20 protein-coding genes are annotated in these 23,788 nt (G+C 40.3%); 11 read left to right on the top strand and 9 right to left on the bottom strand.

Going from position 1 to position 23,788, the window contains the following annotated elements:
• The first annotated feature begins 52 nt into the window (after positions 1-52).
• From HWV00_RS19735 to tldD, 10 genes are all read left to right on the top strand, one after another.
• Positions 53-448 carry a pilus assembly PilX N-terminal domain-containing protein gene (locus HWV00_RS19735; RefSeq protein WP_211686719.1) on the top strand — a complete coding sequence of 132 codons (396 nt, stop codon included), beginning with the start codon at positions 53-55 and terminating at the stop codon, positions 446-448.
• Positions 445-3,783, top strand: a complete 3,339-nt coding sequence (locus HWV00_RS19730) for a DUF6701 domain-containing protein (protein ID WP_211683990.1) — start codon at positions 445-447, stop codon at positions 3,781-3,783. Before HWV00_RS19735 ends, HWV00_RS19730 begins: the two co-directional genes overlap by 4 nt.
• Before the next feature lie 101 nt (positions 3,784-3,884).
• A complete protein-coding gene (locus tag HWV00_RS19725; RefSeq protein ID WP_211683988.1) occupies positions 3,885-4,925 on the top strand; it encodes a rod shape-determining protein in 1,041 nt (346 codons plus the stop codon).
• A 60-nt stretch (positions 4,926-4,985) separates the two neighbouring features.
• Positions 4,986-5,849, top strand: coding sequence for a rod shape-determining protein MreC (mreC, locus tag HWV00_RS19720; protein WP_211683986.1), 864 nt, complete (start codon positions 4,986-4,988; stop codon positions 5,847-5,849).
• The gene (gene mreD / locus HWV00_RS19715; RefSeq protein ID WP_211683985.1) at positions 5,846-6,328 is read left to right on the top strand and encodes a rod shape-determining protein MreD; all 483 of its coding nucleotides are present in this window, start codon (positions 5,846-5,848) and stop codon (positions 6,326-6,328) included. Before mreC ends, mreD begins: the two co-directional genes overlap by 4 nt.
• A gap of 38 nt (positions 6,329-6,366) precedes the next feature.
• Positions 6,367-6,975, top strand: coding sequence for a nucleoside triphosphate pyrophosphatase (locus HWV00_RS19710; protein WP_211683983.1), 609 nt, complete (start codon positions 6,367-6,369; stop codon positions 6,973-6,975).
• Between the two features lie 16 nt (positions 6,976-6,991).
• Positions 6,992-8,467, top strand: a complete 1,476-nt coding sequence (rng, locus tag HWV00_RS19705; RefSeq protein WP_211683981.1) for a ribonuclease G — start codon at positions 6,992-6,994, stop codon at positions 8,465-8,467.
• A 1-nt stretch (position 8,468) separates the two neighbouring features.
• Entirely contained in the window at positions 8,469-12,377 is a 3,909-nt protein-coding gene (locus HWV00_RS19700; RefSeq protein WP_211683979.1) for a YhdP family protein, read from the top strand.
• Positions 12,377-13,246, top strand: a complete 870-nt coding sequence (locus HWV00_RS19695; protein ID WP_211683976.1) for a carbon-nitrogen hydrolase family protein — start codon at positions 12,377-12,379, stop codon at positions 13,244-13,246. The genes HWV00_RS19700 and HWV00_RS19695 overlap by 1 nt, the downstream gene beginning before the upstream one ends.
• Before the next feature lie 8 nt (positions 13,247-13,254).
• Complete coding sequence (gene tldD, locus HWV00_RS19690) at positions 13,255-14,703, top strand: metalloprotease TldD (RefSeq protein WP_211683974.1); 1,449 nt, start codon at positions 13,255-13,257, stop codon at positions 14,701-14,703.
• A gap of 131 nt (positions 14,704-14,834) precedes the next feature.
• On the opposite strand, the gene yjgA is transcribed toward tldD, so the two are convergent.
• A complete protein-coding gene (gene yjgA, locus HWV00_RS19685; protein WP_211683972.1) occupies positions 14,835-15,386 on the bottom strand; it encodes a ribosome biogenesis factor YjgA in 552 nt (183 codons plus the stop codon).
• A gap of 125 nt (positions 15,387-15,511) precedes the next feature.
• Between yjgA and pmbA the strand changes: the two genes are divergently transcribed.
• Positions 15,512-16,852 carry a metalloprotease PmbA gene (pmbA, locus tag HWV00_RS19680; RefSeq protein WP_211683970.1) on the top strand — a complete coding sequence of 447 codons (1,341 nt, stop codon included), beginning with the start codon at positions 15,512-15,514 and terminating at the stop codon, positions 16,850-16,852.
• Between the two features lie 157 nt (positions 16,853-17,009).
• Here the strand turns inward: pmbA and mgtE are convergent, their stop codons facing one another.
• The 8 genes from mgtE to kdsC form a co-directional block, all read right to left on the bottom strand.
• Positions 17,010-18,371 (bottom strand): magnesium transporter, encoded by a 1,362-nt coding sequence (mgtE, locus tag HWV00_RS19675; protein WP_211683968.1) that lies wholly within the window; start codon positions 18,369-18,371, stop codon positions 17,010-17,012.
• A gap of 145 nt (positions 18,372-18,516) precedes the next feature.
• Entirely contained in the window at positions 18,517-19,380 is an 864-nt protein-coding gene (rapZ, locus tag HWV00_RS19670) for an RNase adapter RapZ (RefSeq protein WP_211683966.1), read from the bottom strand.
• A gap of 203 nt (positions 19,381-19,583) precedes the next feature.
• Positions 19,584-19,871, bottom strand: a complete 288-nt coding sequence (gene hpf, locus HWV00_RS19665; protein ID WP_211683965.1) for a ribosome hibernation promoting factor — start codon at positions 19,869-19,871, stop codon at positions 19,584-19,586.
• 31 nt (positions 19,872-19,902) lie between these two features.
• Positions 19,903-21,408, bottom strand: coding sequence for an RNA polymerase factor sigma-54 (locus HWV00_RS19660; protein WP_211683963.1), 1,506 nt, complete (start codon positions 21,406-21,408; stop codon positions 19,903-19,905).
• A 48-nt stretch (positions 21,409-21,456) separates the two neighbouring features.
• Positions 21,457-22,182: an LPS export ABC transporter ATP-binding protein gene (gene lptB, locus HWV00_RS19655; protein WP_019440720.1), complete on the bottom strand. Its 726-nt coding sequence runs from the start codon at positions 22,180-22,182 to the stop codon at positions 21,457-21,459.
• A gap of 15 nt (positions 22,183-22,197) precedes the next feature.
• Positions 22,198-22,659 (bottom strand): lipopolysaccharide transport periplasmic protein LptA, encoded by a 462-nt coding sequence (gene lptA / locus HWV00_RS19650; protein ID WP_255554839.1) that lies wholly within the window; start codon positions 22,657-22,659, stop codon positions 22,198-22,200.
• Positions 22,660-22,681: 22 nt separating this feature from the next.
• Entirely contained in the window at positions 22,682-23,242 is a 561-nt protein-coding gene (lptC, locus tag HWV00_RS19645; RefSeq protein ID WP_211683960.1) for an LPS export ABC transporter periplasmic protein LptC, read from the bottom strand.
• Positions 23,239-23,787, bottom strand: a complete 549-nt coding sequence (kdsC, locus tag HWV00_RS19640; RefSeq protein ID WP_211683958.1) for a 3-deoxy-manno-octulosonate-8-phosphatase KdsC — start codon at positions 23,785-23,787, stop codon at positions 23,239-23,241. Before kdsC ends, lptC begins: the two co-directional genes overlap by 4 nt.
• Position 23,788: the final 1 nt, after the last annotated feature.

Here is a 23,788-nt window from a genome sequence, read left to right as displayed (position 1 = left end):
AACAGTGAAGTTGAAAACTATGCCGACAAGTATTAAACAGCAACAAGGTAGTATGCTCGTTATCGCCTTATTTATTATTGTTGTTATTTCTTTATTAGCAGCCACGTTGAGCCGTATTTTAAGCTCTACAGCGGACAGTGTTGCAAATGAAGTATATAGCGCCAAGGCTTATTATGCGGCAGAAAGCGGTATGGAATATGGTATTTATCAAGTGATTAGAAATAACCTAACATGCGTTAACTTTCCAAGTATTACCACGATTTCCGATGCCAGTGATGTAAAGTTTAATGTGAGTGATGAAGTCGGCTTAGAAAATTGCAGTGTCGCCGTGACTTGCCAAAATATTCCGGTTAATAATACTAGCCAGTTTTACCTCATTTCTACGGGTACCTGTGACGGTGGAAAAATAGTAGCGCAGCATCAAATTGAAGCGGAAGTTAAATTATGATTTTGAATTATTTTTTGCAGATTAATAAATTACCAAGCAAATATTTGACGTCGTTATTATGCGTATGTTTATTGCTTATCAGTACTTCCTTTGCGGTTGAAGCTAAAATTGTACTTAAGGGTGAAATCGCCATGGGCGATAATAACTTTGATCGTATTATTCCAACCTATATGTTGAGAGCTGACGGTAATGATTATTACAATGATGCATTGTTCAATCCAACGCCTGTTAATCCTATTCATTTTAATTTAACTGAAGATATCCTTTTAAAGAAAATTAAACTTGAGGATATTGATAATACCTCTGGCCGATTATATTTTGTAATTTGGGACAGCCGTGGGAATGTTGTTGTTAATGCCCGTTCGCACTTAGATAAAAACGGTAAGGAGCATGCTGATAATGGCCATGCTCATTTTGATAATGACCCATTGGCGCCAGTGTCTTTAGCTAAAGGTGATTATAGAATTGCCATTGTAGGTCAGTGCTTTAGTGGACAAACCCCTACTGGTTGGAGTAATAATTGTAGAAGCTACGGTAATAATTATGATGATTTTGAATTTGAAGACATTAAATTAGAAACTGTTTCAAAAGACAGTAAAACAGAAAGCTTTATGTTTATCGAACGTCGTCATATTGGTGATAGCAATGAATCACCTAGTGATGGTTATGCGGGACGTTGGTACCCAGATCGATATGAAGATGATGATGTTAAATATGAATTTAAACCGCTTAGTGATGGACCTATAGATTCCATTACTATTTATAATTATCGCGATTTATTACGTTACGAAAATAATGTGAAGTTAACTCTAAAAAATAAAAAAACGGGCGTTGTTATTTCTCAGCGTTATTTACGTAGTGGAACGACAACCGGTGACTATATTTGGAGTATCAAACGAAAACTTAAAAGTAAAAATACTTATGAACTTAGAATTGATGCTAGTCGATACGGTGATGATGATGATATATCTTGGGACGATATTGTTATTAAGTTTGAGGATGATACCCCGCCACCTGCCATTATTGATCACTATCGATTAACCTATAGTGATCGCGCGTTAACCTGCGAACCTGCAATTGTCACCGTACAAGCATGTACTAATGCTTTCCAAGCCGGTTCTGCTTGTGTTGAATCTAGTGATTCGACAAGTGTAACCTTGGTCGCTAATGCGCAAAATAGTAATGATTCTATCTCGAAGCCAAGTGGTACTTTTACTCGTTCAACCGATATTAATTTAGGTTATTTAAAAGAAGATGATTTAAGCCTGTCATTAACAAGCACGAGTAAGCCTTATAAGTGTAATGGCACGAATAATTGCGATATTAATTTCGCGGATACGGGCTTTTTCTTTAGTTACGATAATGCCGATGGCAGTGAAAATATTGCCAATCAAGTCGCGGCTGTTAACTTTTCTAAGCCGATTAAACTCGAGGCTTTTTATAATAAGAATGGCCAGTGCAAAAATATTTTTAAACATAATGAAGAGATTAAAGTTGAGTTAGGGGTGCAGTGCCAAGAACCAGATACCTGTGCTCCAGCAGCCTTAAACTTAAATTTTGTCGCAGATACTATCAACTTAGGTAAAAATAGCAGTACTCAAGAGCAGAGATATAGCCCTGTTGATTTAAAATTTAATAACAATATTACTCAAATTAATTCAGCACAGTATCAAGACGCAGGTAAGATTAATTTAATTGCTCGTTATACCATTAACGATAACAGAAATGATCTGGATGGATTAACAATCAAAGGGCAAAGTAATCAATTTGCTGTGAGTCCAGCTCGGTTCAAAATCAAAGCCACTCGTCACGAAGGTCAGAACGGTGAGATATGGACGGATTTAACTGCACAAGATAATAATGCATTAAAGTACACCCATAAAGCCGGTGATATTTTCACGTTTAAGATTCAAGCGCTGAATGCTAATCAGTCCGAGGATACTATTACAGCTAATTATATCCCCAATTCTAATGATAATTTAAGCATCAAGCTAACGCGGTCTATGCCAACGAACGAGCAGTATGATGGGGAGTTTACTTACGCAACGAATAAGACGCTAACAACGTCAACATCAGCAGATTGGATTGAAATACCAGACTTACCAGCCTTTGAAAATGGGGTCTATCGATTTGTTGATTCCACTTATAGTGAAGTAGGTGCGATTCAGATAAACGTAAAAGACAAAAATTACTATGGCATGAAATTTTCTGTTGATGCTACCTTTTCGGATAACTCTAAAGGTAAAGAGATAGGCAGATTTATCCCTGCAAAATTTGAGTTAGTATCTTCGACGATAGATAATTATATTAATTCTAGTAGTCATAATCCAAATACCTATGATCATATGTTTCCTGATCAAGTCGCCACTTATGTATCAGGAACGATTGTATTACAGCCGAAAGATAACAACCTTTATCAGTGTAGAGCAGGGCAAGAAGGCGGGTATTGTTACCAATGGACACCGGGCAATAAGCAATTTGAACCTGGCATTGGCCCTAATTGGGAGGACGCATGGGTTCTGTTAAAACTTGGTTCTTCAGGCATCACTTACATGGATCAACCAGAACTTGAATTTGATTATCAATTGGAAGCTCAGAACCGTTCAGGATCAGTGACTCGAAATTATGATGGTGATGAGAAAGCGATCGTTAATTTTGTTGCGAACGCAGATGGTTTAGATTTGTCTCATCGTTTGCAAGGATATGGTGGTGAATGGTGTGATGGTGTGTACCAGCCTGGTGCATGTAATCTTGATATCCTTGATAACGGCTACTTTTCTCGGAAGTTAACAGGTCCGGATGGTCCGATAATGAATACCCTTTTTGGTATTGGCATTACGGATAAGGACGGGGTCAAATTCAGTGATTTAGGCCTTCCTATTGAAGGGTATATTACTGCGCGTCAATTATCAGAAAAAACGAGCGAACTACGTTATGGTCGTTGGTCTATTGCCGATGGCTATGGCCCAATGTCGAACGATTTTGCAGTGACTATGCAACTCGAGTATTTTAATGGGACAAATTTTATTACGCATAGTGATGATGACAAAACAGGCTTTGATTCCATTAATGCTAAGTTAGTTGATGTTTCTTTAGGTGGGACGTTACCGAACCTTTCTGGAGATGGGACCTTTAATAGTGGTGTAACTCAAGCTCTTATCATTGCAGCTCCGAACCGAAATGGTGAGGTTCAACTTGATTATACTGTTGATGACTGGTTCAAATATAAGTGGGAAGAGGGTCATACTCAGTTTGATCAATCGCCTTCAGCAAACATCGTGTTTGGCTTTTTCTATGGTAATGACAGAGTTATTTACCGAAGACGGTTAAATTAATGGTTTGTCGGTCATAAAGTCTGATAAACTTGCCTCATTCATTGCGCATTGGTAAAGTTAACCGATCCTGCAACATTTTACTTTTAGGAATGCCCATAACCATGTTTAAGAAGTTAAGAGGCGTATTCTCTAGCGATTTATCAATCGACTTGGGAACAGCAAACACTCTAATTTACGTTAAAGGTCAAGGTATTGTTCTTGACGAGCCTTCAGTTGTTGCGATCCGCCAAGAGCGCGGTGCTAACAAGAGTGTTGCAGCAGTAGGAACAGCCGCAAAGCAAATGCTAGGTCGTACTCCTGGTAATATTGCCGCTATTCGTCCAATGAAAGATGGCGTAATTGCAGACTTTTTTGTGACAGAAAAAATGCTACAACACTTTATTAAACAAGTGCATGACAATAATTTCTTCCGTCCAAGCCCACGCGTTTTAGTGTGTGTTCCATGTGGTTCAACACAAGTAGAACGTCGTGCGATTCGTGAATCAGCACAAGGTGCAGGCGCACGCGATGTATTTTTAATTGATGAGCCAATGGCTGCTGCAATTGGTGCTGGTATGCCAGTATCTGAAGCAACAGGTTCAATGGTTGTTGATATAGGTGGCGGTACGACTGAAGTTGCGATCATTTCATTAAACGGTGTGGTTTATTCTTCATCTGTTCGTATTGGCGGTGATAAACTTGATGAAGCAATCATCAGCTATGTACGTCGTAACTACGGCAGCTTAATTGGTGAAGCAACTGCTGAACGTATTAAGAAAGAAATTGGCTCTGCATATCCGCTAGACGAAGTTGTTGAAATTGAAGTACGCGGCCGCAACCTTGCAGAAGGTGTTCCACGTAGCTTTATCTTAAACAGCACAGAAATTTTAGAAGCATTACAAGAACCGTTATCGGGTGTTGTAAGTGCGGTAATGACGGCGCTAGAGCAGTCGCCACCAGAGCTTGCATCAGATATTGCTGAGCGTGGCATGGTATTAACCGGTGGTGGCGCGTTAATCCGTGGTCTTGATCGTTTATTACTTGAAGAAACAGGTATCCCTGTTGTTATTGCTGAAGATCCACTAACGTGTGTGGCTCGTGGCGGCGGTACAGCATTAGAAATGATTGATATGCACGGTGGTGATCTGTTCCATTACGATTAAGCGCCTGATTAAATAATCCTATAGGATGGCGGACGCGCCATCCTTTGAGAACACCATCTAATGAAACCTATTTTTGCTACCTCTACATCTTTACAGCTGCGCTTATTCTTTGCGGTTATCGCTTCTTTCTCATTAATTATCTTTGATTCTAAATTTGATTCATTTTCAAATGTTCGACTGTATCTAAATACGGCTGTATCACCTTTAATTTATGCTGCCGATATTCCGAGTGAGATGCTTAAAGGTGTATCGAATACTGTTGTTACACGCCGAGACTTAAAAAAACAAGTTAAAGAACAAAAAGATAAGTTATTTGTTCAACAGGTTCAGCTACTTGAATTTAAGCACCTGAAAGAAGAAAATAATCGATTAAGGGCTTTACTCAACTCGCCAGTTCATTCCGATCAACGTAAGTTAGTGGCTGAAATAATTACCGTTAATTCTGATCCTTTCTCATTACAAGTGGTCATTAATAAAGGTTCTCTCGATGGTATTTATATTGGCCAACCGGTATTAAACGAACAGGGTGTTGTTGGTCAAATTGTGGATGTTTCTACAACTTACAGCCGCATATTACTGATTTCTGATATTACTCACGGTATTCCAGTACGAGTACAGCGTAATGATATTCGCGCTATTGCTAATGGTAGTGGTGAATTAAACAGTCTTAACTTACCTTATATGCCGCACAGTACTGATATTCAAGTGGGGGATGTTTTAGTGACATCCGGCCTTGGTGGGGTATTTCCTGAAGGCTATCCTGTTGCAACGATTACCGAGTTCACTTACCAGATCGGTCAGCCTTATGCGCAAGTGGAAGCCAAGCCAGTTGTTGCGTTAGAGCGGATCCGTTATGTGTTATTAGTTTGGGACGATGAAGAGAGTAAGTCGACGACAGATACGAATAAGGAGGCGGTATTATGACACCTGCTAACGGCCGTTTTAAATTAATTTTAACCTTAATTCTCGCGTTATTACTGACAGTACTGCCTGTTCCTGAGCCGCTTGATAGTTTTCGTCCTGACTGGGTGTTATTGGTATTGGGCTATTGGTGTATGGCACTGCCTTATCGCGTCAGTATTGGTTATGCTTGGATGACAGGGCTTACGCTTGATTTATTGCTGGGTGCGCCATTAGGGATCCACTCTCTCGCGTTGTCTATTGTTATTTATATTATTGTAATGAATCACCGCTTGATTCGTAATATATCGTTATGGCAGCAAGCATTAATTGTTGGCTTCTTGGCGATGCTAAATAAGCTCATTATATTTTGGGCCGAAAAATTACTTTTCGATATATCAATAACACCGATGTACTTATGGTCAATCCTATCCACAATGTTAATATGGCCATGGATATTCTTGATTTTACGTAAAATTCGTCGTCAGTTTGCGATTAGATAGTCGGCATAAGATAGCTTAATAGTGTAGAAGATAATAAGATGAAACAGATGAATATATATTTAGCGTCACAATCACCACGACGTCGTGAATTACTGACACAAATAGGTGTCGAATTTTCGGTATTAAACGTCGACGTAGAAGAGCAGCAACAATCAGATGAACTTGCTGCTGATTATGTATCTCGATTAGCTCGCGATAAAGCACAAGCAGGTATTGTTGCGCTAAAAAATGCGAAGACGGCACATGCAACAAGTGTAAATAATCTTGTATTGGGTTCTGATACGATAGTGGTTTACGGCGGACAAGTATTAGAGAAACCGGTTGATGAAGCTGATTCGATTCGTATGTTAAGTTTATTATCAGGCCAAGAGCATGAAGTGATGACCGCCGTTGCAATCGCAAATGAGCACCACTGCATGGTTGAGTTGGTAACGACTAAAGTACAGTTTAGAGCTATATCAGTGACTGAAATACAAGATTACTGGCGTACGGGAGAACCAACCGATAAGGCTGGTAGTTATGCGATTCAAGGTATTGCAGGCAAATTTGTAAGTCATATCAGTGGTAGCTATAGCGCTGTTGTAGGCCTACCATTGATGCAAACTGAGCAATTAATTCAAGCCTTTAAGGCAAAGCAGAATAAGTAATGAAGGGCTAGATGATATGGGTCTTACGACAGAGTTATTAGTAAATGTTACCCCGAGCGAAACTCGGGTTGCCTTGATTGAAAATGGCATATTACAAGAAATACATGTAGAACGAGAAGCGAAGCGTGGCATCGTGGGTAATATCTATAAAGGTAAAGTCAGTCGGGTATTACCAGGCATGCAAGCTGCATTTATTGATATTGGTCTTGATAAAGCCGCATTCTTACATGCATCTGATATTGTACCGCATACCGAGTGTGTGTCGCCGGGCGAGAAAAAGCATTTTAAAGTGGCTGATATCTCTCAGCTAGTTCGCCAAGGTCAAGACATTACCGTACAGGTAGTGAAAGATCCGATGGGTACTAAAGGTGCACGCTTAACAACGGATATTACCTTACCGTCACGTTATTTAGTGTTTATGCCAGGAAGTTCGCATGTTGGTGTATCACAACGTATTGATTGTGAAGAAGAGCGTACCCGTTTAAAACGTGTGACTGAAGCGCAGATGGATGAACTGGGTGGCTATATTATCCGTACAGCCGCTGATGGTGTTGGTGATAAAGAGCTTGAGCAAGATATTGCTTACTTAAAACGTCTATGGACGAAAGTCTTACAACGTAAAGCGACTAATCCAAGCGCGAGTATGTTATATCAAGATCCGTCATTAGCATTCCGTATTATTCGTGACTTTGCAGGTGCACCATTAGACAAGATCAGAGTTGATTCTCGTCTGGCTTATTCTGAATTATGTGAGTTTACTGAATCTTATGTACCTGAGCTGGTTAGCGCGTTAGAACCGTATACCGGCGAACGTCCTATCTTTGAAATGTATGATGTTGAAAATGAAGCGCAACGTGCATTAGAACGAAAAGTGAGTTTGAAGTCGGGTGGTTATTTAATTATTGATCAAACCGAAGCAATGACGACGATTGATATTAATACCGGTGCTTTTGTTGGACACCGTAACCTTGAAGATACAATTTTCAATACTAATGTTGAATCAACACAAGCTATTGCGCGTCAATTAAGATTACGTAATCTCGGTGGTATTATCATCATCGACTTTATTGATATGCAAAGTTCAGAACACCGCCGTCGTGTGATGGAATGTTTAGAAGCCGCGTTAAGTCCTGATCGTGCTAAAACAAATACTCATGACTTCTCTGCGTTAGGCTTAGTTGAAATGACCCGTAAACGTACCCGTGAATCATTAGAGCATGTGTTATGTTCTGACTGCCCTACATGTGATGGTCGTGGTTCCGTGAAGACGGTTGAAACGGTATGCTATGAAATTTTCCGTGAAGTAACGCGTGTGAATCGTGCTTATGACGCTGATCAGTTTAACGTTTATGCATCCGTTGCTGTTGCTGAGTATATTGAGAAAGAAGAGTCACACAGTATTGCTGAATTGGAATTATTTATGGGCAAGCAGGTGAAAATCAAAGCTGAACCTCAATACTTGCAAGAGCAATTTGATGTGGTAATGATGTAGCGTGACGGTAAAACGAAATTGGCTAAGAAGGTGTGGTAAAGCATGCCTTTATACTTTTGCCTGCTTAGCTGTTTTTTCTGCGGTTTCGATTAGCTTACTACGGGCGAGTTTACCTTACCTGAATCAATATCATGACCGAGTGATTGATTGGCTCGTTGCTGATCAGTCAGTGAATATTAAAGTACAAAGTATTGATGCGGGTTGGTATAAATATGGCCCCGTATTAATTGTTAATACCTTAGACGTCAAATTTGATGAGTCCTTACCGTATAATTTTGACGTTGAACGTATCAAGATCAGTATTGATTTCTGGAACAGCTTACTAGAGAGAAAATTATTACTCGATAATTTGATCTTAGATGGTGTCCAGATAAAACTTCCTATTTCTCCTTTTGAACAGTCTGTTGAACAAGAGCGTAAACTTGCGACGCCTGAGCTAACCCGCTTACTTGATGTGTTTTTCCGTCAACTCAAAAATTTTGAATTAACGAATAGTAACTTACGCGTATTAACGCCCTCTGGAGAAGAGAAAGTTATTCATATCCGTGAATTTGCTTGGCTAAACCAAGGTCGTCGTCACCGCGGTGAAGGTTGGGCATATATTAATGATGATGTTTCTGACAACAACCTACGTATTATGGTTGATGTGACCAGCGCTAAAAACGACTTAACTGATGTGAGTGGTCAAGTTTATCTTCAAGCTGAGAATATGAGCTTATCCAATTGGTTTGAAAAGGTGTTGTTTAAGCGAGAAGGGCTGAAGAAAGGTGTATTAAGTTTTGAAGGTTGGATTGATATTGTTAATAACAAACCGACATCCGCATTAGTACAATTAGAACCATCAGAATTTACTTGGAAAAATGAAACTCGTCAGCAAAACCTTAATATCTGGGGTGGTTACCTACAGTGGCAATTAACGGATGCAGGTTGGCAATTTGATAGTCGTGACCTAGCGTTAGTGACGAATGGGATTATTTGGCCCCAGTTAGATATACAAGTACGACAACAGCAAGATGATATATTTGCTGCTATTAATCAGGTTGAGTTATCTAAACTCGCCCCGATAGTGGCTTTGTCTCGTCATGTCGATGAAGCCTTGTTTAAAGATCTAAAAGCCTTATACCCACATGGTTTAGTTCGTGATATTAAAGTTCAGATACCGACGCAAGATTGGACTCAACTTCGTTATCAGTTGCAAGTCGATGGCTTACAATTGCAAAGTTGGCAAGGTTTTCCGGGTGTTGAAAATGTTGATATCGCTGTCACTGGCGGTTTAGATGCGGGTAGTGTCAATATTGATATGCGTGATGCAGTACTCGATCTTAAGCAATATTTAGAACATGATATTCGAGTTAATCAATTTTCGACAGGTTTCACATGGCGTCGCTATGGTAATACAACACTCGCAGCGAACGAGGAACCGAGTGGTGTTGAAATTGTTGCTGATACGCTATTCGTCGATACTCCTGAACTGGTTATTGATAGCCAGTTATTATTAGATATTCCCACTAATGCTAATCCATTTCTTAGCCTTGCAGGTGATCTAACACTACGTGATGCCAGCAAAGCATTCTATTACTACCCTACAGATTATATGGGTGAAGCATTAATCGATTACCTCAGAGATGCATTAAAGCAGGGGTATTCAGATAGTGGCCAGCTATTATGGTTTGGTGAATTTGCTCATTATCCTTACCGTCAGGGCGATGGTATTTTTCAAACAAAACTGAATGTGGTTGATGCGGAATTTGCATTTGACCCTCAGTGGCCAAGTGTGACTGATTTACAGTTGGAATTATTATTTCAGAATGATGATTTATTTATGTCATCTCGAAAAGGTAATTTAGGCGAGGTTGCATTGTCTCGAGTCGATTTACAGCTACCAACCTTAGGCGATGTTAAGGCCCTTGGGATACAGGCTACGTTTGAAACTACGGGAAAAAAAGCAAAGTCTCTTATTGATATAAGCCCATTACCTGAAGTATCAGATGCATTAAATAGTCTGCAAGTGGCCGGTGATATTACTGGTGAGCTCGATCTTGTTATTCCATTTACTGCGGATGATCTCGTTACCGTTAAGGGTGAAATAGGCTTAGTTGATGACAGTATTTACTTACCAAACTTAGATTTAACGTTAACCGATGTGAATGGGCGCTTTAAGTTTGATGATAGTGGCTTGTTATCAACCTCGCTAACGGCTAAATTGCTTGATGAACCACTTGATCTTAGTTTTAGTACTGCACAGAAAAACAATAATTATCAAGTGAATGTCGAACTGGCAGGTTTATGGTCAAGTAATAATGTCGTGACTCAACTATTGCCTCAATATCAGCAATATACCGCGGGTAATATTGACTGGCAAGGCACGTTAAACATGGTTTTTTCTGAACAAGGATTTAACTATGAATTTGATGTGCAGAGTGATTTAGAAAGCTTTACGCTCGATTTACCAGTGCCGCTAGCAAAATCCGCCATTCAAGATTGGCCAACCGATATCTCTGTGGTCGGTAATGATAAACAAGCCCATATTCAATTAAATACCAGTGATGTACTGTATTTCTCTGGGCAGGTTAATTATGCCAATGATGGACTCTCATTGATTCAGTCGTTAGTGCAAATTGGTAATGCTGATAAGTTACTGATCAGTGATGCTGCGAATGCAATTGTGGTGAATGTTGATGAGATTGATCTTGTTGATTGGCAGTCATGGTATCTCGGCCTGCCTGAGAGTGAATTTGATCTTAATAGTGCCGTTGAACCGTTATCTTCAATTAAGATTGCTGTCGCGAATACACGTTATCATCAACAACCATTAACGGACTTAGTAATAACGGCAACGAAAGGTTACCGTAATTGGGGCGTTGAACTTAAAGCTGATGAGTTTAATGGCTCGGTCGTGATCCCAGATGTGGGAAGCGTCAATATCGATTTGGATTACCTTTATTTTCCTGATCTGGTTTTTGCATCCGATCCTGAGCAGGAAAATATCAAGCAAGCCGCGGCCAGTAAGCAATCTAGTGCTGTTGTTTGGGAAGACCTGCCAGCTTTTAATTTCAATTGTGGTGCCTGTATTCTGGGGCAGATTAATTTAGGTCAGACATCGGCAGAAGTAACGAAAAGTGCGACGGGGCTGACGATTAAAGCGCTTGATGTTGATATGGAACACTCAACAGTAGCCTTGACTGGCCGCTGGTTTAATGACAAGAATGGTCAACAAGTCACGCAAGTCCAAGGTGAATTAAAAACGAAAAGTGTTGAAGAGTTTATGACGGGACTAGGGTTAATTAGCCCGTTAGCTAAAACACCTGCTAATGTTAATTTCCGTCTTGCTTGGCAAGATAATCCTTTTCGTATTGATGGCCAGTCGCTCAGTGGTAATGCAACGATAAAAACAAAAGCAGGGCGTATTTCCAATGTCAGTGATAAAGGAACACGGTTCTTAAGTGTGCTGAGTTTACAGTCATTGGTGAAGCGTCTAAGCCTCGATTTTAGTGATGTATTTAACGATGGTCTACCGTATTCATCAATGCAAGCATCATTACAAATTTCTGATGGTGCGATTAATAACAAAGACTTTTTACTGAACTCAAGTAGCGGTAAAATTACCGGTAATGGTTATATCGATTTAGTGACGGATACGATCAATTATAATTTAAGCTTCTTTCCTGATGTGACATCGAGTTTACCTGTATTAACTGCATTTGCTGTAACACCAACAACGGCATTAGCGGTTTTCGCTTTATCTAAGCTTTTAGAGCCTGTTGTTGAAGTTATCACTGAACTGAAATTTAATGTTAGTGGTGATTTTGATGACCCAGTATTTACCGAAGTAAAACGTAATCAAAAAGCGATCACAGTGCCGGATAAGCTAATGAATGCAGCTGAGTCGAAACGTTCAGGAAATAAGTAATGCAATTAGTCGCGATACAGATGACCTCAGGTGCTGATATGACCGCCAACTTAGCTTATGTGGCGGCACAATTAGTACAGGTTGATACGAGTGTTGAACCCACGTTAATATTATTACCGGAGAATTTTGCTTTATTCTCTCATAGTGATGATTATTTAGCTCACGCTGAAGTGTTAGGCAAAGGCTTAGTCCAGCAACAACTGGCAGCTTGGGCTAAGCAATATCAATGCTGGCTGGTTGCGGGTTCTTTTCCTATTCTTAGTCATATTGAAGACCGTATTTACACCACGAGTTTAGTATTTGACCCCAATGGGGAATTGGTGCAACATTACAACAAGATCCATTTGTTTGATGCTCATGTACCGACAGTGCTAACGTCACCAGACAATCAAGAACAAGCCTTATTAAACGTACAAACGTACAGAGAATCTGATAGTTTTATTCCCGGTGACAGTATCGCAACATTTGATGTTGGTGATATTAAATTCGGCATGGCGATCTGTTATGACTTACGTTTCCCTGAGTTATTTAGGGCACTTAGTATGGTGAAGGTGGATGTTTTATTATTACCCGCTGCATTTACTTATGCGACAGGCAAAGCGCACTGGCTGCCTTTACTGCAAGCGAGGGCGATAGAAAACCAATGCTATGTACTGGCGGCGAATCAAGTGGGTGACCATGGTAAAGATCGACATACTTGGGGGCACTCAATGGTGCTAGACCCTTGGGGATCAATATTGGCACAACAAACATCAGGGTCCGGTATCTGTTGCGCCCAATTAGACAAACAAAAGTTAGTACAAATACGTACTGACATGCCTATTTTACAACATGCGCGCTTTACTGCGAGCTTGAAAAATAAAGAGTAACAACTCAGATGAGATTTGAACAAGTCGAAAATTCAATTTTACTGCCAGCGGATCTAAACCTAGATAAGTTGCAGAATACATTATCATTATTGATGGGTAATCAGCTTGACTATGGTGATCTTTATTTCCAAGCTTGTAAACATGAATCTTGGGGACTAGAAGACGGTATCGTTAAAGAAGGTTCGTTTAACATCGAGAAAGGTGTTGGTGTACGTGCAGTATCGGGTGAAAAAACGGGCTTTGCTTATTCTGATGAGATCAGTTTAAACGCATTAACTCAATCTGCTAAAGCTGCGCGTGGTATTGCTGCAAGTGGTGGTGAAGGTAAAGTTAAAGCCTGGAGTAAACCACAAGGTAGTGAAATCTATCAGCCGTTAGATCCATTAGCAAGCATGGAGAGACAGCGTAAAATTGACCTGTTACACGAAATTGATGTGTATGCACGTTCATTGGATTCGAATGTCACGCAAGTAAGTGTGAGCTTATCTGCGGTATACGAAGAGATACTGGTTGCTGCAACGGACGGTACTCTGGCGACAGATGTGCGTCCATTAGTACGCATGAACTGTTCAGTGTTAATTGAGAAAAATGGTAAACGTGAACGTGGCGGCGCTGGTGGCGGTGGTCGTTATGGTTTTGATTATTTCTTAGAAGATGTAGACGGAACACAGCGTGCATTTAGTTATGCTAAAGATGCGGTACGTCAGGCATTAGTAAATATCGATGCAATCGAAGCACCTGCTGGCGCAATGCCTGTGGTACTTGGTGCTGGTTGGCCGGGTGTATTATTGCATGAAGCGGTTGGTCATGGTCTTGAAGGTGACTTTAACCGTAAAGGCACGTCTGCTTACGCGGGTAAAATCGGTGAGCAAGTTGCGTCTTCATTATGCACGATTGTTGATAATGGCACGTTAGAAAATCGTCGCGGTTCATTGAATATCGATGATGAAGGTACGGTAACACAAAACACCATGCTGATTGAAAATGGTATTTTGAAAGGTTACATGCAAGATAAGCTTAACGCCCGCTTAATGGGTGTGGAATCGACAGGTAATGGTCGTCGCGAATCATTTGCTCATTTGCCGATGCCGCGTATGACAAATACATATATGTTACCAGGTGAACATACACCAGAAGAGATCATTAGCACGGTTGAGAAGGGCATTTATGCGCCTAACTTTGGTGGTGGTCAAGTTGATATTACATCGGGTAAATTTGTATTCTCAGCGTCTGAAGCATACTTAATTGAGAATGGTAAAATTACCACGCCAATTAAAGGTGCTACCTTGATTGGTAATGGTCATGAAGCAATGCAACATATCTCGATGGTAGGTAATGACCTAGCGCTAGATAAAGGTGTCGGTATTTGTGGTAAAGAAGGCCAAAGTGTTCCCGTTGGCGTTGGTCAACCGACATTGAAACTAGACAGTATGACGGTGGGTGGTACAGGTAGTTAATCTGCTCTCCATTTTCATGAGATAAAAATAAAGCCCTAGCAAGTATACGAATGACTTGTTAGGGCTTTATTGTTTGTGCCGTGTAGCGTTCGGTTTTCGACCGTTAGCTATTATTGCAACGCTGTAATATTTTACAGACCAGCGATGTCACGTAGGTGTTTAAAGATCTCTTTGCTTGGTTTTGCAGCTTTAAGCGGCTTTTCAGCTTTAATTTCTTTATTCACTTGGCGAATTAGTTGGCGAAGTTTTTGGCGGTCAGCATTTGGATATGTTTCCATTAATACTGTGATCGCAGCGTCACCACCGGCAATCAGTTCATCACGTACTATTTCTAGTTTCGCTAATTCAACCGTTGCTTGGTTATATTTATTGGTGATCTTGTCGTATGCCGCTTGAATTGGCTCAAGACCGTCGCTACGCATGATTTTGCACATATACGATAGATGTCTGCTGTAAGCATCAGTACGTACAACAATTTTTCTTGCTGTGACGATTGCTGCAAGCATCTCTTCTGAAAAACCCATCTTGGCAATTTCAGCTTTACTGAGTAAAGCGATAGCGCCAGCGAGTTTAAGCGTCTTGGCAATTTCAATTTTGTTTTCTGCACGACTTTGATATAGATCGTCGTCTTCAGCGCGTCGGTACGACTTTTCGCTGGTAATATTTCGTTCTCTTACGCTCATAATTTTCTTTTTCAAAACGATTGATATGTTAATTGTATCAGTTTATTGCTAATTGCGCAGTTGCAGCAGGAATTTTTATCGCAACATGGTATGCTTAATCTAGTATAACTTATTGAAACGAGCCCATGAACTTAAAACAGCAAATTACTTTAGAACAAAATAAATTGGAATTAGCCGTTACTCAAGCACTCGAGATCGCCAAAAAAGCGGGCGCGAGTGCTGCTGAAGTAGCTATTTCACGACAAACTGGCTTGTCTGTGAGTACACGCATGGGCGAAGTTGAAAATGTTGAATTTAATCACGATGGCGCGTTAGGTATCTGCGTATACCGCGGTCAACGTAAAGGTAATGCATCAACATCCGATTTAAGTGAAGCGGCAATTCAAAGTACCGTTGCAGCAGCGTTAGATATTGCATTGCATACAGCGGAAGATGAGTTTGCTGGTCTTGCTGATCGTGAACTGATGGCGTTTGAACCTGAAGATTTAGATTTATGCCACCCGGTTGAAATTGAACCTGAATATGCGATTGAACAAGCGTGTCTGACTGAGCGTTTAGCATTGGCTCAAGACCCACGTATTGTGAACAGTGAAGGTGCGTTTACCAGCCATAGTAGCATTAAAGTTTATGGTAATAGTCATGGCTTAGTGAATGGTTACGCAAGTACACGTCATAGCATGAGCTCTGTATTGATTGCAGAACAAGATGGTGCAATGGAGCGTGACTACGGTTACTCAATGGCTCGTGACGCAAGTAAATTGTGGACACCTGAACAGATTGCAACTGAAGCCGTTAATCGTACTGTAGACCGTTTGGGTGCGCGTAAGATTGATACATGTAATGTGCCTGTGATTTTCCATCATGATGTTGCAAGTAGCTTGATGGGTCAACTTGTTATGGGCATCAGTGGTGGTAGCTTATACCGTAAATCATCATTTTTGCTCGATAAGTTGGGTGAGCAGATTTTCCCTGAGTGGTTAAACATTCAAGAACGTCCGCATATCATGGGTGGTTTAGCATCATCTATGTATGACGCTGAAGGTGTGCGTACTAAAGATCTGAATGTGGTTGAACAAGGTATCTTGAACAGCTACTTATTAACCAGTTACAGCGGCCGTAAATTGGGCATGCAAACGACAGGTCATGCTGGTGGTATCCACAACTGGAATGTAACAGGCAAAGGCGAAACATTAGGTCAGCTTTGTCGTCAGATGGGCACTGGCTTGTTAGTGACTGAGTTGATGGGACAGGGCGTTAATATTGTGACGGGCGATTACAGCCGTGGCGCGTCAGGTTTCTGGGTTGAAAACGGTGAGTTACAATATCCTGTACACGAGATCACGATCGCGGGTAACTTAACAGATATGTTTAAAAATATTGTTGCTGTCGGTAAGGATGTGGATGTTCGCAGCAGTATCTTAATGGGTTCTACATTATTAGAATCTATGCAGATTGCGGGTAACTAATATTACCGATAGGTGAAGTTTAAGTGGTTCAATGTACTTAGCATTGAATTTACTAGCAACTGAACGAAAAAAGCCTGTGTTATCAAACACAGGCTTTTTTATATCGATAAGGTTACAACGGTGCAACTGCGATTGTAGCGTCGCTATTTAAACGCGGCTACGATCCGTAAACCAGAGTGGCCATACCTAAGAAAGCAAAGAGGCCAACTACATCTGTTACTGTTGTCAGTGCCATACCACCTGCTAAGGCGGGGTCGATATTGTATTTCTTCATGACCAGAGGAATGACAACCCCTGCAAGTCCACCCATTGCCATATTGATAAACATGGCGCCACCAATGATCAAACCAAGTGACGGGTCACCTTTCCATAACGATACGATGATAGCGATAGATATTGCCCAGATAGCGCCGTTTAGTGCACCTACCATGGCTTCTTTACCAATTAACCAACGGCTATTTTCGTCACTAATATGACCAACCGCCATACCACGAATAACGAGTGCGAGGGTTTGATTACCGGCAATACCACCCATGCTTGGTACAATCGTCATTAAAATAGCGAGGGTCGCTAATTGTTCTAATGTTGCTTCAAACATATTAGATACAGAAGCTGCTGTGAGGGCTGCAATTAAATTAACTCCAAGCCATAGCGTTCGACGTTTGGTACTTTGTATCACGGGAGCGAAGGTATCTTCGTCGTCATCCATACCCGCCATACCCATCATGTCATGCTCGGCATTTTCACGGATAATATCAACCACGTCATCAATCGTAATACGACCGAGTAATTTACCCGAATCATCTAGAACAGGTGCTGAGATCCAATCATGACGTTCAAACAGTTTAGCTACTTCCGAGGTATCAAGCGTGGCAGGTAAGGTCTCTGCTTCGCGATCCATTATGGTACTAATAACACTGTTCGGGTCTGTTGTTAACAACATAGCTAAAGGAACATCACCAATTAAGCGGTCATCTTTATCAACCACATATAAGGTATCTGTCGCTTCAGGTAGTTCTCCGCGTAAGCGAATGTAGCGTAAGATAACATCAACAGTTACATCTGGTCTTAAGGTAATAGTATCAGTATCCATGATACTGCCAGCAGTGTCTTCTGGATACGCCATCGCGGTTTCTAAGCGGTGACGATCTTGGGTATCCATTTGGGTGATAACTTCTTGGTAGATGCTGTCTGGTAGGCTACGTAATACATTGGCTAAATCATCGGTGTCTAAGCCTTCTGTCGCAGCCACTAAAGACTCAGTATCCATTAGTTTTAGAATACTGGTTTTTGCATCTTCATTGAGTTCGTCGAGGATTTCACCCTGTAATTCAGGGTCTGTTAATCGCCACAGCACTTTACGTCCCGCTGGTGGCGATGATTCCAATAATAGGGCAATATCACAAGGGGGCGTTTGGTAGAGCATCCGCTTTACGTGAACAAACATACCACTATCAAGTGCTTCGTTCACTTCGCTTAAGCGTAGGTGTGTGCTTTCATGCTCCATCTTTTCTGGCATATGTCGTCCCCATTCTTAAATACTAGAACTGCGAGCTTTCACTCGCGCTGTGCGATTCTAGCTTAATCTTCATTTATAATCAGTATTAACAATAAATTATAATCATTATCTATTTTTATTGCCTGTTGAGTAACTAAGCGAATACTTAGTTGTTCTTATGTTTATTCTTTTCTAATGTTTGGTGGCGTGTTTGTACCACTCGATCTTGCAATTTAAAGCTTTTTGCTAGCTGCTCGGCAATAAATACAGAGCGATGCTGACCACCAGTGCAACCAATGGCAACAGTTACATAGCTACGATTGTTCTTTTCAAGTAGCGGTAACCAAGTCGTTAATAAGTTTTCAATTTGTAGTGTAAAACTCATGACTTCAGATTGCTGACTGAGGTATTTGATTACTGGTTCATCAAGCCCTGTATAAGGTTTTAGCTCTGGGATCCAATGCGGGTTTGGTAAAAATCGTACGTCGAATACATAATCTGCATCCATTGGTAAACCGTGTTTAAAACCAAAAGATTGAAATACTAAGACAAGCTGATTATTTTTCTTACCTAAAATACGCTCTTTTATTTGTTCACTTAACTCATGAATATTGAGTTCAGTCGTATCGATTTTTAAATCTGCGTGTAAGGCGATTGGACGTAAGCGTTTTTCTTCTATTTCAATCGCTTGAGATAATGAAAATTCACCTTTGGTTAATGGGTGAAGTCGTCTTGTTTCACTGTAGCGTTTGATTAGAACTGATTTATTAGTATCAAGGAATAAGCTTGTTAGCTCGGTGCTCGCTTTTAGCTCCTCAATAATGTCATTTAACTCTTTCTTATCAGTCGGTAGATTACGCACATCAATACTCACCGCGACTTTTTCTGTTTTGGCGTTTAAGGTTTGTAATAGTTGTGGTAATAATTTAACAGGCAGGTTATCTACGCAGTAGTAGCCTAGATCTTCAAGTACCCGTAATGCGATTGATTTACCGGAACCTGATTGGCCACTGACTATTATTAATTTCATCTTTTATCCTCACATCTGCGTAGCTAATATATCCTAGTGTTAGTCAAAATTAGGTAGCTAATTTAAAACTGATAGCGATATAAAATAATGGGCTCATTATCCCGCAATTGATTTGGATATGATATGTTTTAATTATGTCAGAAGCATTAATACCTAAAGGAAATGTTTATTTCCTTTAGGTTATTTATTAGTGGGACTAAAAATTAATGACGGATTAATTTTTCTTTGTGCTTAATCACTTGGCGATCAAGCTTATCCATTAAGCCATCAATTGCGGCATACATGTCATTATGCTCATGTACGGCAAAGATTTCACCCCCATTTAGATGTATTTTGGCTTCTGCAATTTGGAGTAGTTTTTCGACATTTAAAATCACATGGATATTGTTAATGTGATCGAAATGTCGTTCTAATTTGGAAAACTTGCTATCAACGTAATCTTTCAGTGAATCTGTAATGTCTACATGTCTACCTGTTAAATTAATTTGCATATATGTCTCCCATATGAAGGTTAGATGAGCCTTATAGCAGGCTCTTACGCTGATTAGATGGCGGTATGCTGAGCGCTTCTCGATACTTCGCAATAGTGCGTCGAGCCACTTTGATACCTTGATCAGCAAGTAAATCAGCAATCTTGCTGTCACTTAATGGTTTTATGGCATTTTCTGCCGCAACCAATTTCTTAATTAATGCGCGGATAGCGGTAGATGAGCACTCACCACCGTTATCTGTACTTACATGGCTTGAAAAGAAAAACTTCAATTCAAAAATACCACGTGGTGTATGCATAAACTTCTGCGTTGTGACACGAGAAATTGTTGATTCGTGCATTTCCACTTCTTCTGCAATATCATTCAACACCATAGGTTTCATGGCTTCATCACCATATTCAAAGAAATCCATTTGGCGTTGAACAATGCATTTTGTTACTTTTAGTAACGTTTCATTACGACTTTCTAAACTTTTAATAAACCATTTTGCTTCTTGAACATGCGTACGAATAAATTGTCCATCGCTACTATTACGGTTACCCGTCGATAGGCTTGAATATTCATTGTTCACTTTTAATCTTGGCACAATGTCAGGATTTAACTCGACTATCCACTGATTATTTTTTTTCTTTACCAGAACATCAGGGATAACATAGAGTCCTTCACTTTGATCTATGGCATTTCCAGGCCTTGGTTCTAGGCTCTGGATTAATTGCATGATCTCTTTGAGTTGAGGCTCTTTTAATTTTGTTTTACGGCTTAATTGACGATAGTCTCGATTACCTAATAAATCCATATGAGATTGGATTACTTGCTGACATTCGGTTAACCAAGGCGTGTTTTTGGGTAAGTGTTGAAGTTGGATTAATAAACATTCTTGTAATGAACGTGCAGCAACACCGATGGGATCAAAATGTTGGATACGTTTTAATACCGCTTCAACTTCATCTAATTCGATCTGCTCTTCGTCACTGTCATTGGTTTCTTGATGACCTATATTGACACTCGTTAGAATATCGTCACAAGTTTGGCTAAGGTAGCCATAATTATCGATGCCATCAATAATCGCGACTGCAATTGCACGGTCAGTATCGGAGAAGGGGGTTAATTCCATTTGCCACATGAGATGTTCGTATAAGCCTTCGCTGGTTTCACCTTGGTAAACTTGGTCTAAACCATCAATACCTGCGCTACCACCGCTGTGAGTTTGCGTTTGTGGGGTATAAACATCATCCCAGTTGCTGTCGTTAGGTAGCTCATCGGGCATTGAGTCGCTATTAAGCGCATCGCTCACTTCTATTTGGCTGGTATCAGTAATTGAGTCAGTACTATCAGCGTTAAGTGAATCATCGTTATCACTCTCATTTGACGGAGATGTGTTGGGATCTTCTTGTTCTAGCAGCGGGTTGCTGTCTAACGCTTCTTGAATCTCTTGCTGTAACTCCAAGGTCGATAATTGTAATAATCGAATCGCTTGTTGTAGCTGTGGCGTCATTGCCAGAGATTGACTCATACGAAGTTGTAATGATGGCTTCATCTAACGACTACTCTCTCTTCCTTAATGCGGCTATATATCAATATCAAACTATAGTCGGAATTGATCTCCAAGGTACACTTCTTTTACTTTTTCGTTGGACAGAATTTCTTCAGAAGTACCAGATGCGATTAAATGTCCGTGGCTTACAATGTAAGAGTGCTCACATACATCAAGCGTTTCACGTACGTTATGGTCGGTAATTAACACCCCTAAACCACGATCACGTAGATGCTGAATAATCTTCTTAATATCGCCGACAGAGATAGGATCTACACCTGCAAAAGGTTCATCTAATAAAATGAACTTGGGATCAGCGGCAAGTGCTCTTGCGATCTCAACACGGCGGCGTTCACCACCGGATAAGCTCATGCCTAAACTATCGCGAATATGGGTGATATGAAATTCTTCTAACAATTCTTCTAGTTTTTCTTCACGTTCAAAACGGCTTAATTCTGTGCGAAGTTCTAAGATCGCCATAATATTTTTCGTTACTGATAAACGGCGAAAAATAGACGCTTCTTGTGGTAAATAACCGATGCCTTGTTGCGCTCGAATATGCATAGGTTCATGCGTTAATTCTTGGTCATCAATGAAGATTTGTCCATGATCTCGCTTAACCAAGCCTACAACCATGTAAAAGGTCGTTGTTTTACCCGCGCCATTAGGCCCAAGTAAACCAACAATTTGTCCTGATTCGACTTCGAGACTCACATCTGAAACAACTTTACGTTTGTTGTAGCTTTTTGCTAAGTGTGATGCTTTTAAACGCGCCATATGAATGTATTTACTCTAATTAGTTTTGTTGTTTTCAGGAGTGAAAATTGTGATCACTCGATCTGATTCATGATTTCCGCTTTCGGCTATCATTTCTTGTTTGTCGATTTGATAGATGATCTTATCACCTTTCACTTCGCTGTCGGCTTGGCGTAAACGTGCATTTGTTGATAACGTTAAACGTTTTTTACCGAGTTCATAACGGATCTCATTCGATTCAGCATTGATTTTTTTGCTGCCATCAAGCTCCTGATAAAATGTGGCAGGTTTACCTGTAGCAATCATCACTTCTGTGCCTTTTCCACCTGAACTTAATACCGTTAGCTTATCCGCTTTTATTAGTATAGTTCCTTGAGTAACAACAACATTATCATAAAATATAACGCGATTGTCTTTAATGAACACTTCTTGGCGTTTTGCATTTACGACAACATTTTCTTTAAAATCAGACTCGAGTGCGAGTGCTGAATTACTCATGAATAATGTTAATAGTAAAATTTTATATTTTTTCATCATTAGTATAAATCGCTTCAACTTGCTTAAGGATTGTCATGTATTCTTGCTTTAAATCACCTTCAAGTCCGACACCTGTTTGGTTGAATAAGGTCCCTGAAATAGTGATTAATTGATCGCTGCGTACCAAATTTTTGGCAAGTTCTAATTGTAAATAACTCGTTGTGATGACATCAATATAATCATTTTTAGCCATGTTTTTGATGACAACATTATTGCGTAGTGTTGCTATATCGTCACTGCTGAAGTTACCTTCAGTGGCTTGAATTTTCCATGTTGCTTGGGCGTTGTCATCGTAAAGAATAATAACGGGGTTGGTGAACATTGTCATGCCTAACTCACCATAATGCTCCATACTATCTGCAAAAATGCGACGTATAATTTTTCCTTCTTCACTGAATTCGACACTACGTAGGACTTGTGCGGTGAAATCAGGTTGATATTCGGTCGATGTAGCCGTTGTTGACTGTTCATCTGGCGAGAAAAATCGCCAAACACCAAGCGCGCACAGGAACAGGATAACAATGCCTACATTTTGGCGATTCATACAGACGTGCCTTGTGCTTGATCTAATATGCCTTTAGCCAATAGGATTAAGTCTGCTAATTCTCTTACTGCACCGAAACCACCGCGGATTGAGGTGCTAAAATCAGCGCCTTTTTTAACGAGAGGATGCGCATCAGCAACAGCAACACTAAGTCCGCAAAGATTCATTACCGGTAAATCAATCACATCATCGCCAATATAGCCGACATGTTCTGGAGATATGTTGAGTTCTTCAAGTAACATATTAAAGGCGATAACTTTGTTGTCTTGGCCTTGGTAGATATGTTTAACACCTAACGCTTGCATACGGTTTGCAACAATCGTGGATTGGCGACCGGTGATCACCGCAACTTCGATATCGGCATTAAGTAATGATTTTACGCCGAAACCATCGCGAGTATGAAAGGCTTTTAGTTCTTCCCCATCGTTACCCATATAAACGCGACCGTCAGAAAAGACGCCATCTATATCGCAAATGAGTAATTTTAATGTTTTTGCTTTGGTTAAGATGTCTTGTGGAATAGGACCGTATAATGTGTTGATCATT

Origin of the sequence: Moritella sp. 24, assembly GCF_018219155.1 — a bacterium.
Taxonomy (GTDB): Bacteria; Pseudomonadota; Gammaproteobacteria; order Enterobacterales; family Moritellaceae; genus Moritella.
This window is presented reverse-complemented; position numbering and strand designations above follow the sequence as displayed.

Excerpts from the sequence above, each read along its gene's own strand:
- HWV00_RS19735 (WP_211686719.1), top strand. The coding sequence starts at position 53 with ATGCTCGTTATCGCCTTATTTATTATTGTTGTTATTTCTTTATTAGCA.
- HWV00_RS19730 (WP_211683990.1), top strand. The coding sequence starts at position 445 with ATGATTTTGAATTATTTTTTGCAGATTAATAAATTACCAAGCAAATAT.
- HWV00_RS19725 (WP_211683988.1), top strand. The coding sequence starts at position 3,885 with ATGTTTAAGAAGTTAAGAGGCGTATTCTCTAGCGATTTATCAATCGAC.
- mreC (WP_211683986.1), top strand. The coding sequence starts at position 4,986 with ATGAAACCTATTTTTGCTACCTCTACATCTTTACAGCTGCGCTTATTC.
- mreD (WP_211683985.1), top strand. The coding sequence starts at position 5,846 with ATGACACCTGCTAACGGCCGTTTTAAATTAATTTTAACCTTAATTCTC.
- HWV00_RS19710 (WP_211683983.1), top strand. The coding sequence starts at position 6,367 with ATGAAACAGATGAATATATATTTAGCGTCACAATCACCACGACGTCGT.
- rng (WP_211683981.1), top strand. The coding sequence starts at position 6,992 with ATGGGTCTTACGACAGAGTTATTAGTAAATGTTACCCCGAGCGAAACT.
- HWV00_RS19695 (WP_211683976.1), top strand. The coding sequence starts at position 12,377 with ATGCAATTAGTCGCGATACAGATGACCTCAGGTGCTGATATGACCGCC.
- tldD (WP_211683974.1), top strand. The coding sequence starts at position 13,255 with ATGAGATTTGAACAAGTCGAAAATTCAATTTTACTGCCAGCGGATCTA.
- yjgA (WP_211683972.1), bottom strand. The coding sequence starts at position 15,386 with ATGAGCGTAAGAGAACGAAATATTACCAGCGAAAAGTCGTACCGACGC.
- pmbA (WP_211683970.1), top strand. The coding sequence starts at position 15,512 with ATGAACTTAAAACAGCAAATTACTTTAGAACAAAATAAATTGGAATTA.
- mgtE (WP_211683968.1), bottom strand. The coding sequence starts at position 18,371 with ATGCCAGAAAAGATGGAGCATGAAAGCACACACCTACGCTTAAGCGAA.
- rapZ (WP_211683966.1), bottom strand. The coding sequence starts at position 19,380 with ATGAAATTAATAATAGTCAGTGGCCAATCAGGTTCCGGTAAATCAATC.
- hpf (WP_211683965.1), bottom strand. The coding sequence starts at position 19,871 with ATGCAAATTAATTTAACAGGTAGACATGTAGACATTACAGATTCACTG.
- HWV00_RS19660 (WP_211683963.1), bottom strand. The coding sequence starts at position 21,408 with ATGAAGCCATCATTACAACTTCGTATGAGTCAATCTCTGGCAATGACG.
- lptB (WP_019440720.1), bottom strand. The coding sequence starts at position 22,182 with ATGGCGCGTTTAAAAGCATCACACTTAGCAAAAAGCTACAACAAACGT.
- lptA (WP_255554839.1), bottom strand. The coding sequence starts at position 22,659 with ATGAGTAATTCAGCACTCGCACTCGAGTCTGATTTTAAAGAAAATGTT.
- lptC (WP_211683960.1), bottom strand. The coding sequence starts at position 23,242 with ATGAATCGCCAAAATGTAGGCATTGTTATCCTGTTCCTGTGCGCGCTT.
- kdsC (WP_211683958.1), bottom strand. The coding sequence starts at position 23,787 with ATGATCAACACATTATACGGTCCTATTCCACAAGACATCTTAACCAAA.